This window comes from Flavobacterium algoris, assembly GCF_048158525.1.
Lineage (GTDB): Bacteria > Bacteroidota > Bacteroidia > Flavobacteriales > Flavobacteriaceae > Flavobacterium > Flavobacterium algoris.
The window spans coordinates 62,589-76,189 of sequence record NZ_JBLNKT010000017.1 but is presented as its reverse complement, the minus strand read 5'-3'; the positions used below and the strand labels follow the sequence as shown (position 1 = coordinate 76,189).

Below are 13,601 nucleotides of genomic sequence, written 5' to 3'. Positions count from 1 at the left end.
TCTCTAACAATTTGAAGCTTTAAAGACATACTGTAATCGCGTTGGGTGCGTTTTACATAATTTATGTTTTCTTCCATAACGATCTTTTTTGTGTATCGCTATTTCAGGACGGGACATATTTTTTAAAGAAAAAGCCATTCACATAAAGTGAGTGGCTTTTTTTTTGACAGTTTTAACAATTTCATTGTCTTATTCATTTTTTAATTAATTTGAAATTCCCTAGATTTGGTAAATTATTTATTTTAAAAGTTTTATTTCCAAATATATTATGTCAAAAACAGCAACATTAGAAATAGATGGCAAAAAGTTTGAACTTCCTATCGTTTTAGGAACTGAAAATGAAGTGGCTATCGATATTAACAAATTACGTGATTTATCGGGTGCAATAACTATTGATCCGGGTTACAAAAATTCAGGCTCTTGTACAAGCGAAATTACTTTCCTTGATGGAGAGCTTGGAATTTTGCGTTATAGAGGATATTCAATAGAAGATTTAGCTGAAAAGGCAGGTTTTTTAGAAGTTTCTTATCTTTTAATTTTTGGAGAATTGCCAACTAAAGTTCAGTTGGAGCAATTTGAAAATGATATTAGAAAATATACTTTGGTGAACGAGGAAATGAAAAACATCATTGACGGTTTCCCAAAAACAGCTCATCCAATGGGTGTTTTAGCTGCTTTGACAAGTGCTTTGACAGCATTTAATCCAAAGTCAGTGAATGTTGAAAATGAAAAAGAGATGTATGAAGCAGTTTGCAAAACCATGGGTAAGTTCTTGGTAATTGCAACTTGGACTTACAGAAAAAGCATGGGCTATCCTTTGAACTATTATGATAATACAAAAGGATATGTGGAGAATTTCATGCGTTTAATGTTTGAATTGCCGACAGAGCCTTATAAAGCAAGCCCAGTAGTTATCGATGCATTAGATCGATTGTTTATTCTTCATGCGGATCATGAGCAAAATTGTTCTACATCAACAGTTAGAATGGTAGGTTCTTCTCATGCTGGATTATTTGCTTCAATATCTGCAGGAGTTTCTGCACTTTGGGGACCATTACATGGTGGAGCTAATCAAGCAGTACTTGAAATGCTGGAAGAAATTCATAAAAATGGTGGTGACGCTGAAAAATACATAGCTAAAGCAAAAGATAAAAATGATCCTTTCCGTTTGATGGGATTTGGTCACAGAGTATATAAAAATTTCGATCCAAGAGCGAAAATTATTAAAAAAGCAGCTAACGAAGTTTTAGCAACTTTAGGAGTTGAAGATCCAATTCTTGCAATTGCTAAGAAACTGGAAGAATCGGCTTTAGTAGACGAGTATTTTGTATCAAGAAAATTATATCCAAATGTAGATTTCTATTCTGGAATTATTTACAGAGCATTAGGAATTCCTACTGATATGTTTACTGTAATGTTTGCTATAGGTCGTTTACCGGGTTGGATTGCACAATGGAAAGAAATGCGAGAAAATAAAGAACCTATTGGGAGACCAAGACAAGTATATACTGGTAGTCCTTTGAGAGACTTTGTACCATCTGAGAAAAGATAAATTTCAATTCAAAAAGCTTCACTAATTTGTGAAGCTTTTTTTATATTTGCCAAAATTGAAAATAGATGCTAGAATTAAATATAAAGAATGAAACTTCAAGATTAAGAACTGTAGTTTTAGGTTCTGCCATTAATAACGGACCAACTCCAAGACCAGAGGAAGCATATGATCCGAAATCATTAGAACATATTTTAGCAGGTACTTATCCGTTAGAGCAGGATATGGTAAATGAAATGGACACCTTTAATAAATTGCTCGAAAAATATAATGTGACTGTTTTTCGTCCAGAAATGATAGCCAATTACAATCAAATTTTTACCAGAGATATTGGTTTTGTTATAGATGATATTTTTATTAAATCTAATATATTGCCTGATAGAGAACGAGAATTAGATGCGATACAATATGTTATTGATCAAATTGATCCCAAAAAAGTCGTTCGCCCTCCAGAAGAAGTGCACATTGAAGGAGGAGATGTAATTTTGTGGAAGGAGTACATATTTATCGGAACTTATAAGGGGAGTGATTACAAGGATTATATTACCGCAAGAACAAACATACAAGGAGTTCAATATATCAAAGAGTTATTTCCAAATAAAATTATCAAAGAATTTGATTTAGTAAAGTCAAAAATTGAAGCCCGTGATAATGCCTTGCATTTAGACTGTTGTTTTCAACCTGTTGGGAATGATAAAGGAATTATTTACAAAAGTGGATTCCGAGAAGAAGCAGATTACCTATTTCTTGTAAATCTTTTTGGAAAAGAAAACTTGTTTCACATTACAAGAGACGAAATGTATACTATGAATTCTAATGTTTTTTCAATAGACACTAATGTTGTAGTTTCTGAAAAAAACTTTACCAGATTAAACAATTGGTTACGTGCCAATGGTTTTATAGTAGAAGAAATCCCATATGCTGAAATTGCAAAGCAAGAAGGATTATTACGATGTTCTACATTACCTTTAGTAAGAGACTAATTTGAATGTAGAGATGTTACATTGCAACGTCTCTACGAAATAAAAAAATAAAAAAATGAAACAGACAACAAATTCCATATTGATGATTCGTCCGGTAACGTTTCGAATGAATGAACAAACAGCGGTAAACAATTATTACCAAAAAGTATTAGACGGACTTTTGCCAGCAACGGTAAATGCTAAAGCCCAACAAGAATTTGATGCTTTTGTTATCAAATTAAGAGCTGTTGGTGTAGATGTTACTGTTGTTGATGATACTTTAAATCCAGATACTCCAGATAGCATTTTTCCAAACAATTGGGTTTCTTTTCATGAGAATGGCGATGTTGCGTTATATCCTATGTTTGCTGAAAATCGTCGTCAGGAGCGTCGGGAAGATATTTTAGATATTCTGGAAGATAAAGGATTTGTAATTAATAATATAATGGATTACACTTCGGCTGAGGAAGATGGTTTTTTCTTGGAAGGAACTGGAAGTTTACTTCTAGACAGAGCTAATAGTAAAGCCTATTGCGCTTTATCACCTAGAGCCGATGAGGAATTATTTATAGAATTTTGTGAAGATTTTGATTATGCACCGGTAATTTTTGAGGCTTTTCAAACTGTAAATTCGGAGCGAAAGCTGATTTATCATACGAACGTAATGATGTGCTTGGGAGAAACTTTTGCGGTGATTTGTTCTGATTGTATTGATGATAAAAAAGAACGCAAAATGGTTTTGGATAACCTAAAAGAAAACGGAAAAGAAATCATTCTGATAACTGAAGCTCAAGTGAATAATTTTGCGGGTAATATGCTTGAAGTTCGAGGGTCAAATGATAAAAGATATTTGGTCATGAGTGCAGCTGCACATCAAAGTTTAACTCCAAAACAAATTGAACAACTGGAAAAACACGCTGAAATTTTAAGTTCAAGTTTAGATACTATAGAAGCTTGCGGTGGAGGAAGTGCCAGATGTATGATGGCGGAGATTTTCTTGCCTAGAAATTAATTTAAACCAACTCTGATAAGATTAAGAACCTTATCAGAGTTGGCTTGAATTATTTTAGGTTAGATTTCCTTTGATGATATTGATAATTGCACTTACAATATATTGAATACCAATTGCTATTACTATAAAACCAATGATTCTCGAAATAGCAACAATCCCTGATGCTCCGAGTATTTTTGCTAAATAGTGTGCGCTTCTAAGAATAATAAAAATAGCAACAGCTATAGCAAGAATGGCTAACGAAGATATAACAATATCACTTGTTGAGTTGTGTTCTTGATAAAATGCAATAAGTAAAGAAATAGATCCTGGGCCCGCAAGCATTGGAATCGCAAGAGGAGTTAAGGCAATATCATTTCTTTTTTGAGCATCGGTTTCTATCTTTTTGTTAATCCCTCTTTTCTTATTGAATTTCCCTGAAAGCAATGAAAATCCAGAGCTAACAATAATTATTCCCCCAGCTATTCTGAGTGCGTCAATGCTAATTCCAAAAAAAATCAAAACATATTGTCCTATAAAAAAAGAAATTATCAGAATGGCAAATACATTAATTGCGGTCCATAAGGAGATTCTGGAGCGTTCCTGTTTGGTGTCATTTTGTGTGAGTCCCACAAATATTGGAACAGTACCTATAGGGTTTAATACCGAAAAAAGAGCAGCAAAGAGATAGATAAAAAGATCCATATTTTTCTAATTTAATGATGCAAAAATACTCTTTTTTTCATGCTATGAAAGGTGTAAATGTTAGGATATTGTTTTGATTACTTTTATAACTAAACCTAATAATTGCTAAACTCATGGACCTTTTGATTACTTTTGCAAAATATAATTACAGAAAATGATAAAAAACAAAAAAACGCTGGTTCTTGGGGCGTCAACAAAACCAGCTAGATATTCCTTTTTAGCAATTGAAAAATTGGTTGATAAAGGGCATTCTGTTCTTGCGATTGGTCAAAATGCGGGTGAAGTAGCAGGAATAAAAATCCAGACTAAGGCTATTCCTTTAAAAAATATCGATACGGTTACACTATATCTTAATCCTTTGCGTCAGCGTGATTATTACAATTATATTGTTGAGGCGCAGCCAAAACGTGTTATTTTTAATCCAGGTACTGAAAATCCAGAGTTCTATCAATTGTTGAAATTAAATGATATCAAAGTCGAGATAGGATGTACATTGGTTATGTTGGCAACAAATCAATATTAGTTTTTTAGGAGCTATTTACTTCGTCAGTTCGCTTCGCTTGTGTCTAGCTGTTCGCTATATCTTTCCCGTCCTGAACTTGTTTCAGAATCCTGAAACAAGTTCAGGACGGGAAAGGATGCCACTGCCTCTCGAAACTTCGGGATGGGCTAAAACTAAAATCGCGTTTCAGAAGTAGCATTCTTGCTAATCAATAACAATCCAATAAAAGTGATTAGTCCGTTTACGATAATCAGTTCGTTGTCGAAAACATACCCAAAAAATAACATTTTCGAATTTTCGCTAATTAGGAAAGTTACAGCAGGTGATAAGAAACAAATTATTGGAACAAATTTGTCTTTAACAGTCTTTGATTTTACAAACAATCCAAAACAATATAATCCCAAAAGCGGACCGTATGTATAGGAAGCAACCCTAAAAATCATTCCTACTACGGAACTATCATTGATAGCATTAAAGAAAATAATGACCAGAAACATCAAAAACGAAAAGGTAATATGAACAAAATGTCTTGTTCTAACTACATTTGGTTTATTTAAATTTTTGGCTTTATCCATACCTAGAAAATCTACACAAAAAGAAGTCGTAAGTGCTGTTAAGGCCGAATCGGTTGTGGCAAATGTTGCAGCTGTCAATCCCAACAAGAAAACAATCGAAGGAATTAATGCCAAATGGTGGAAAGCAATTTCGGGGAAAAGTAAATCAGTTCTGGGTTTTCCAGTAACTAAATCCGTTGGTACTTCAATTCCATTTTTATTGGCATAAATATAAAGCAAAGCACCTACACTGAGGAAAAAGATATTGATCAGTACAAATATCCCCGTAAAGGTGAACATGTTTTTTTGTGCTTCACCAATGTTTTTGCAACTTAGGTTTTTTTGCATTAAATCCTGATCTAAACCTACCATAGCAATGGTTACAAATATCCCTCCCAGGATTTGTTTCACAAAATGGAACTTACTCGACACAAAATCCTCAAAGAAAAATACTTTAGAATAATTGCTATTTTTTACTTCTTCAAAAGCTTGAAAAATATTGAGATTTAGGCTTCTGCAAATAAAGAAAATTGTTAAAAAGACAGAAGAAACTAAGAAAAATGTTTGTAGCGTGTCAGTTATGATAATTGTTTTTAAACCGCCACGATAGGTGTAAGCAAATATCAAAGTCAGTGAAATCAAAACCGTAACGGCAAAAGGAATTTCATAAAAATCAAAAACATAGCGTTGCAAAACAATCACAACCAGATACAATCGAAAAGAAGAACCTATTGTTCGGCTTATCAGGAAAATTGTTGCGGCAGTTTTATAAGAATAAATGCCTAGTCGGTGTTCTATATAACCATAAATCGAAGTCAAATTCATTCGATAATACAAGGGTAATAGTACTTTTGCAATAAAGATAAAACCAATGGCATTACCTAATACAAACTGGAAATACTTGAATTGTTCTCCGCTTGGCGCACCAACTTCTCCCGGAACTGAAATAAAAGTCACTCCTGAAAGTGCTGTTCCAATCATTCCAAAGGCAACTAAATACCATTTTGAATTTTTATTAGCTTTGAAAAAAGCATCGTTTCCACTGTTTTTTTTGCTTACAGTATGCGAGATATAAAATAAAATACCAAAATAAACGATTATCAATAGTAGAATGGTGCTGGGAGTCATTTTGTATAAAGAATTATTTATGCCAAATTACATAAATAATCGTCATATTTTCAAATTATCTATCCTGAACGTTCGGGACAAATTAACTACTTTTGCATTTATGGAATTTTCTTCAAAATTAATAGAGAAAGCAGTTAACGAAATGTCTCAGTTGCCAGGAATTGGTAAACGTACAGCGTTGCGACTAGTCTTACATTTATTGAAACAACCCAAAGAACAAACGGGTTTTTTGTCTCAAGCTTTGGTAACGATGCGTGAGGATATTAAATATTGTAATAGTTGTCATAATATATCGGATAGTGTTCTGTGTGAAATTTGTGCTAACAAAAGCAGAAATCATCAAATCATTTGTATCGTAGAAGATATTCGAGATGTAATGGCTATTGAGAATACTGGGCAATTCAGAGGTATCTACCATGTTCTTGGAGGGAAAATTTCTCCTATTGATGGAGTAGGCCCTAGTCAGTTAAATATTATTACATTAGTCGAAAAAGTGAAATCAGGAAGTGTAAACGAAATTATTTTTGCGTTAAGCTCCACAATGGAGGGAGATACTACTAACTTTTACATTTATAAACAAATTGCCGATTGTGAAATAGTTATTTCAACAATTGCAAGAGGAATTTCAGTTGGCGATGAACTGGAATATGCTGATGAAGTAACCTTAGGTAGAAGTATATTGCATAGAGTTCCTTTTGAAAAGTCTTTTAAAAATAATTAATCCATTTAATGAATAGTCAGGCTTTTAAAATCGTAAATGAAAAGCTATATTTGTCGCTAAAAATATTGAAAATGAGAAAACCCAGACTCTATTTATTGCTAATTATTAGTGTGTTGTTTTCTTCTTGTATTTCAACTCAAGATTTAATCTATCTTCAAAAAAAGAATAACTCACAAGATGATGCTTCTATTGCTGTTGTAGAGTCAAAACCATACAGGTTGCAAACTAATGATGTTTTGAGTATTACCATAAAAGCAATAGATCCAAAATTGGTAGCTATGTTTAGTCCTTCAAATGACGGGTCTACTGGAGGTAAATCAGAATCAGGATTGTATTTTGATGGTTTTACCGTTGATGATCATGGAAATATTAGAGTTCCAGTCTTAGGAGAATTAAATGTTATTGGTTATACTCTGGATGAAATTAGAGTTAGAATTGAAAAGCAACTATTAGCGGAATATTTTAATAAAGAGGCGAATATTTTTGTTACCGTTAAATTAGCAGGTTTACGTTATACTATCAATGGAGAAATTGGTGGGCCTGGTACAAAAACATTATTTCAAGATAACGTAACTATTATGGAAGCTATTGCAAATTCTGGGGATATTACTATTACCGGTAATAGAAAAGCAGTTACTATCATGAGAAAAACGCCCACAGGTGTTCAAATGCAGGATTTAGATCTTACCGATATAAATGTGATGAAATCACCATATTATTATTTACAACCGAATGATTATATTTATGTAAAACCACTCAAGCAGAAAACTTGGGGAACTGGAAAAACAGGGATAGAATCGTTAGGCACAATTATTACACTGTTATCATTGGCTACGACTACCTTTTTACTATTAAAAAAATAAAACAGAGTTCAAAAAATGTTAGATATAAAAGATTTTTCGATTTTTGAAAATCAAGTCAGTTTTGACTTCAAGGGATTCTTAATAAAAATCGGAAGTTATTGGAAATGGTTTTTGCTGAGTTTACTGATTACTTTTACAATTGCCTACCAAGTGAATATTCGTAAAGAAAAAATTTACGGTATGGAAACGCTTATTGCAGTAAAGGAAGAAAGTAATCCTCTTTTTACATCCAATACCAGTTTAGTTTTTAATTGGGGTGGAACTTCGGATCAGGTTCAAACTATCTCAACCACATTACAATCCAGATCTCATAATGAGTTGGTTGTGGATAAACTACAGTATTATATTAGTTACTTAGTTCAGGGTAAATACAATATGGAAGATGCGTATGGTGCCGTTCCTTTCTATGTAAATATTGATAAATCAAAAGGTCAATTAGCAGGAAACCTTATTGGAATTAAATTTTTGAGTGAAAATGTATATGAAGTCAGAATTCCATTTGAAAATAAAAACGTTTCGTTAATAACCTATTCTAATAATTCATACAGTAATACTGCAGTTGAAACAGGTGATTTTGTGAAAAAATATAAGGTAGGGGAACAAGTAACGTTGCCTTTTTTGAATTGGAAATTACAAATAAATGATAACCCTGGTTTTTATAAGGGGAAAGAATATTTTGTACAATTTAATGATTTTAACGGAACAGTGTCTTCGTATAAAGGCATAAACATTAAGTCAGATGATAAAGGAGGTTCTATAATTACTTTGGGAATGCAAGGGACCAATAAGGCAAGAATGGTTGAGTATTTAAATGCGACTGTTAAGATGCTTATAAAAAGACAATTAGACAGTAAGAATCAGTTTGCAACTAATACAATAGCTTTTATTGATAGCACATTGATTGCTATGGAATCTCAACTAAAAGAAACTGGAAACGAGTTGAAATCTTTTAGAAAAGATAAAAACATGTATGATGTTGAAGATGGTGGAGCTAAGTTTTCGGAAAAAATTCTAGAATTTGATGTTACGAAAGATGAAGTAACACGTAAAATGGCATACTATAATTCGTTAAAGTCATACCTGAAAAATAGCGTTGATTATTCTAAACTTCCAGCTCCTTCAGTAGCAGGAATTGAAGATCCAAATATTATCGCAAATGTTTCAAGATTGATTGCATTGTCTACGCAAAGGTCTGAAATGGCTTATGCTGTGAAGAGCGATAAAATATTTAAGGATTTTGATAATCAAATGGAGGCGATAAAAAATGTTTTACTAGAAAATATTGCTACAGCCAAAGCTTCTTTGCAGTATGATTTAGCTATAGTAAGCAGTAAAATTAATGAAACGGAAAGTACGATCAAAAAACTTCCTGAAGATCAGCAAGAACTTATCAAGATTAAAAGAAAATACGATTTAAGTGATAATATTTACAGCACATTTCTTCAAAAAAGAAGTGAAGCTGATATTGTTAAAGCCGCAAATTTATCGGATATTCATTTTATAGATCCGGCAAAAGATGTTGGAGGAGGTCTTGTTGGTCCAAAAACATCTGTTAATTATGTATTGGCATTATTTCTGGGAATATTATTTCCGTTACTTTTTGTATTTGCTATTTTCTTTGTCAATAATTCCATTCAAAACACCGAGGATATAAGTAAGTCAACGCAAATTCCTTTAATAGGTGTCATTGGGGTAAATAAAGAGAATACTAATTTAGCAGTATATGATAAACCTAAATCAGCTTTGTCTGAATCTTTTAGGGCTATTCGCTCCTCGCTACAGTTTTTATACAAACAGCAACATGTAGATGGAGCTAAGACGCTTATGATAACATCATCGGTAAGTGGTGAGGGAAAAACATTTTGTTCTATAAATATTGCTACAGTATTTGCTCTTAGCGAGAAAAAAACGGTAGTTATTGGTCTTGATTTAAGAAAACCGAAATTAGCTACTGAGTTTAATTTATCCAATGAGGTGGGGATTGTGAATTATCTAATTAAGCAAAAAACAGTTGATGAAATCATAAATCATACCAATGTGCCCTATCTGGATGTTATTCTTTCGGGGCCAGTTCCTCCTAATCCTGCTGAAATGATTATGAGTGAAGGTATGAAAGAATTAATCGAAGAATTAAAGAAAAAATACGATTATATTATATTAGATACACCTCCAGTTGGTTTAGTATCGGATGCGTTAGAATTAGCTCAATATTGTGATGTTACCTTATATATAGTAAGACAGAATTTTACTAAAAAAGAAATGATTACATTATTAAACAACAGAGTTAAACGTGGGGAGTTAAATAATACCAGTATTATTTTAAATGGTTTTGAGAATAAAGCTAAATACGGTGCGGGTTACGGTTATGGTTACGGTTATGGCTATGGAACGTATTCAAATGGCTATCATGAAGAGGATAAACCAAAATCTATATTAGAAAAAGTATTAAATAAATTTCGTAAAAAAACGACATAAAAACGGTTTTTTTCTAAATTAAGTAAAGATGGGAGAAGAAGCAAAAAACACTATATTAATTACCGGAGGAGCAGGATTTATAGGATCTAATCTTTGTGAATATTTTTTATCTAAAGGACATGAAGTTGTTTGTTTTGATAATTTTGCGACTGGATACAGACATAATTTAAAAGACTTTATTAATAATGTTAACTTTAGTTTAATAGAGGGAGACATTCGCAATGCAACTGATTGTCAAAATGCGGTAAAAGGAGTAGATTATGTTTTACATCAGGCAGCTTTAGGCTCTGTGCCGCGCTCTATTATAGATCCAGTTACCACTAATGATGTCAATGTTTCTGGATTTTTAAATATGCTTGTGGCTTCTCGTGACGCCAAGGTAAAACGATTTATTTATGCTGCAAGTTCTTCCACTTATGGAGATTCTGTAGGGTTGCCAAAAGTTGAAGAGGTGATTGGGAAACCGCTCTCTCCTTATGCGATAACAAAGTATGTTAACGAATTGTATGCAGAAATATTCAGCAGAACCTATGGTTTAGAAACAATTGGATTGCGTTATTTTAATGTTTTTGGTCGGAAACAAGATCCTAACGGGGCTTATGCTGCTGTTATTCCAAAATTTGTAATGCAACTCATGCAATTGGAAAGTCCAAAAATAAATGGTGATGGGAACTTTTCTCGTGATTTTACTTATATTGATAATGTGATTCAAATGAATGAGTTAGCTATGCTTACAAAAAATCCAGATGCGATAAATACCGTTTATAATACTGCTTATGGTGATAGAAATACGTTAAACAACTTAGTTGATTATTTAAGGGAATTTTTATCTGTATATGATCAAAGAATAGCTTCTGTTGCAATAGAATATGGGCCAAATAGAGTTGGAGATATTCCACATTCTTTGGCAAGTATTGATAAGGCCAAAGCATTATTAGGGTATAATCCACACTATTCTATGCAGGAAGGCTTAAAAGAAGCAGTTAGCTGGTATTGGGATAATCTTAAATAAATATTTTCAGGAAAATTAAATCCATAAAATATATTACAAATTGAAAAATTTATAAAATGAAAATTACAAAAATTTGTTGCATCGGAGCAGGATATGTTGGTGGGCCTACAATGGCTGTTATCGCTCAAAAATGTCCGCAAATTCAAGTTACGGTAGTCGATTTGAACGAAGAACGTATAGCAGCTTGGAATGATGAAAATATAGACAATATTCCCATTTATGAACCTGGATTAGATAAAATCGTTGCAGAAGCCAGAGGTAGAAATCTATATTTTTCTACTGATGTTGAAAAAGCAATTGACGAAGCTCAAATCATCTTTATATCCGTAAATACCCCTACTAAAACTTATGGAAAAGGGAAAGGGATGGCTGCTGATTTGAAATATATAGAGTTGTGTGCAAGACAAATAGCCAGAATATCGAAAGACAATAAAATAGTTGTTGAGAAATCAACACTTCCGGTAAGAACAGCTGAAGCGATCAAGAGTATTCTTGATAATACCGGTAATGGCGTTCAGTTTCAAATTCTTTCCAACCCTGAGTTTTTGGCTGAGGGAACTGCTGTTCAAGATTTATTGAATCCAGATAGAATACTAATTGGTGGAGATTCTTCAGCAGAAGGTCAAAAAGCGATACAAGCACTTGTTGATGTTTATTCGAATTGGGTTCCTGCAGATAAAATATTAACAACTAATGTATGGTCATCAGAATTATCAAAATTGACTGCTAATGCCTTTTTAGCGCAACGAATTTCTTCGATTAATGCTATGTCAGAACTTTGTGAAAAAACTGGTGCCGATGTGAATGAAGTTGCCAGAGCCATAGGCATGGATAGTAGGATAGGGTCAAAATTCTTGAAAGCATCTGTTGGATTTGGTGGTTCTTGTTTCCAAAAAGATATATTGAACTTAGTTTACATTGCAAAATCGTATGGATTGAATGAAGTGGCTGATTATTGGGAGCAAGTAATTATAATGAATGATCATCAAAAAAGACGTTTCTCCAATAATATAGTCCAAACACTTTACAATACGGTTTCTGATAAAAAAATAACCTTTCTGGGTTGGGCTTTCAAAAAAGATACTAACGATACCAGAGAATCAGCAGCCATTTATGTTGCAGATGATTTGATAAATGAACATGCAAAAATTGCGGTTTATGATCCAAAAGTATCCAGAAAAAAAATTCTCTCTGACTTGGATTATTTAGAAACTAGAGCAGCTTCAACTAATGCAACAAGTATCCTTTCGTTTGACAGTCCTTATGAAGCCTGTACCGGAGCACATGCAGTAGCGGTACTTACTGAATGGGATGAGTTTGTACAGTATGACTGGCAACAGATATATGACTCTATGCAAAAACCAGCATTTGTCTTTGATGGAAGAAACATACTTGATGGTGCAGCTTTAGAGGCGATTGGTTTTGTTTATCAGGCGATTGGTTCATAAATTATGATGCAATTAGAGTTTAGCAACGTCATTAAGAATGTGCTGATTTTACTAATTGTTTTTTATAAATGAGGCTTAAAATAAAATACAAATAAATAAAGGTTATATTTTTATTTCAATACAAATGCAAGATGAATTGGTATGTGGTCTATACAAAACCTAAATGGGAAAAGAAAGTAGCGGAACAATTGAAAAAGATTGGAATAGAATGCTATTGCCCTTTGATTACACAAGTCCGCCAATGGTCTGATAGAAAAAAGAAGATAGAAGTGCCCCTTTTTAATTCTTATGTTTTCGTTCAATTGCCAGAAGTCGACAGGAATTTAGTGTTTCAATCAGCAGGAGCCCTACGCTATTTATTTTGGTTAGGAAAACCGGCAATAGTGCGAGATGAAGAAATCAATATTATTAAAAAAGGACTTGATGGTTCTGATACTTGTGAAGTTTCTTTGGTTCCATTTCAAGTTGGTGATAAAATTGAACTGGATTCAGGGCCATTTTCAACTCAAACTGCAATAGTTCAAGAGGTAAATAACACTCACTATATTCTAGTTTTGGAATCATTAGGGTGTGTTTTGAAAATGAAATTCAAGTAGAAAGAAGTTCAGTTATCTTTAATACTAAGAAGTGTATTTTTTATGCCTTTTTTCGAATCAATTCTGTTTTATTTTTTTTGAATAATTACATCTAA

12 protein-coding genes are annotated in these 13,601 nt (G+C 32.9%); 10 read left to right on the top strand and 2 right to left on the bottom strand.

From position 1 onward, the window contains the following. The first annotated feature begins 268 nt into the window (after positions 1-268). From ACM55I_RS10390 to ctlX, 3 genes are all read left to right on the top strand, one after another. Positions 269-1,552: a citrate synthase gene (locus tag ACM55I_RS10390; RefSeq protein WP_416846705.1), complete on the top strand. Its 1,284-nt coding sequence runs from the start codon at positions 269-271 to the stop codon at positions 1,550-1,552. A 65-nt stretch (positions 1,553-1,617) separates the two neighbouring features. Continuing rightward, positions 1,618-2,532 (top strand): dimethylarginine dimethylaminohydrolase family protein, encoded by a 915-nt coding sequence (locus ACM55I_RS10385; RefSeq protein WP_416846704.1) that lies wholly within the window; start codon positions 1,618-1,620, stop codon positions 2,530-2,532. Positions 2,533-2,587: 55 nt separating this feature from the next. After that, a complete protein-coding gene (ctlX, locus tag ACM55I_RS10380) occupies positions 2,588-3,523 on the top strand; it encodes a citrulline utilization hydrolase CtlX (protein ID WP_416846703.1) in 936 nt (311 codons plus the stop codon). Between the two features lie 54 nt (positions 3,524-3,577). Here the strand turns inward: ctlX and ACM55I_RS10375 are convergent, their stop codons facing one another. Further along, on the bottom strand, positions 3,578-4,207 hold the full coding sequence (locus tag ACM55I_RS10375) for a MarC family NAAT transporter (protein ID WP_416846702.1): 630 nt from the start codon (positions 4,205-4,207) through the stop codon (positions 3,578-3,580). A 157-nt stretch (positions 4,208-4,364) separates the two neighbouring features. Here ACM55I_RS10375 and ACM55I_RS10370 point away from each other — a divergent pair, with 157 nt between their 5' ends. Beyond that, on the top strand, positions 4,365-4,730 hold the full coding sequence (locus ACM55I_RS10370) for a CoA-binding protein (protein WP_416836523.1): 366 nt from the start codon (positions 4,365-4,367) through the stop codon (positions 4,728-4,730). A gap of 152 nt (positions 4,731-4,882) precedes the next feature. On the opposite strand, the gene ACM55I_RS10365 is transcribed toward ACM55I_RS10370, so the two are convergent. After that, positions 4,883-6,391, bottom strand: coding sequence for a sodium:solute symporter (locus ACM55I_RS10365; RefSeq protein ID WP_416846700.1), 1,509 nt, complete (start codon positions 6,389-6,391; stop codon positions 4,883-4,885). A gap of 100 nt (positions 6,392-6,491) precedes the next feature. On the opposite strand from ACM55I_RS10365, the gene recR reads away from it, so the two are divergent. The 6 genes from recR to ACM55I_RS10335 all read left to right on the top strand — a co-directional run bounded on the left by recR (position 6,492) and on the right by ACM55I_RS10335 (position 13,506). After that, positions 6,492-7,112: a recombination mediator RecR gene (recR, locus tag ACM55I_RS10360; protein WP_416846707.1), complete on the top strand. Its 621-nt coding sequence runs from the start codon at positions 6,492-6,494 to the stop codon at positions 7,110-7,112. Between the two features lie 71 nt (positions 7,113-7,183). Next, a complete protein-coding gene (locus ACM55I_RS10355; RefSeq protein ID WP_416846699.1) occupies positions 7,184-7,975 on the top strand; it encodes a polysaccharide biosynthesis/export family protein in 792 nt (263 codons plus the stop codon). A gap of 15 nt (positions 7,976-7,990) precedes the next feature. Further along, positions 7,991-10,450, top strand: a complete 2,460-nt coding sequence (locus ACM55I_RS10350; protein ID WP_416846698.1) for a polysaccharide biosynthesis tyrosine autokinase — start codon at positions 7,991-7,993, stop codon at positions 10,448-10,450. Between the two features lie 28 nt (positions 10,451-10,478). Further along, a complete protein-coding gene (locus ACM55I_RS10345; RefSeq protein ID WP_416846697.1) occupies positions 10,479-11,462 on the top strand; it encodes an SDR family oxidoreductase in 984 nt (327 codons plus the stop codon). Positions 11,463-11,518: 56 nt separating this feature from the next. Next, a complete protein-coding gene (locus ACM55I_RS10340) occupies positions 11,519-12,910 on the top strand; it encodes a UDP-glucose 6-dehydrogenase (RefSeq protein WP_416846696.1) in 1,392 nt (463 codons plus the stop codon). Between the two features lie 131 nt (positions 12,911-13,041). Further along, positions 13,042-13,506 (top strand): UpxY family transcription antiterminator, encoded by a 465-nt coding sequence (locus tag ACM55I_RS10335; RefSeq protein WP_416846695.1) that lies wholly within the window; start codon positions 13,042-13,044, stop codon positions 13,504-13,506. Positions 13,507-13,601: the final 95 nt, after the last annotated feature.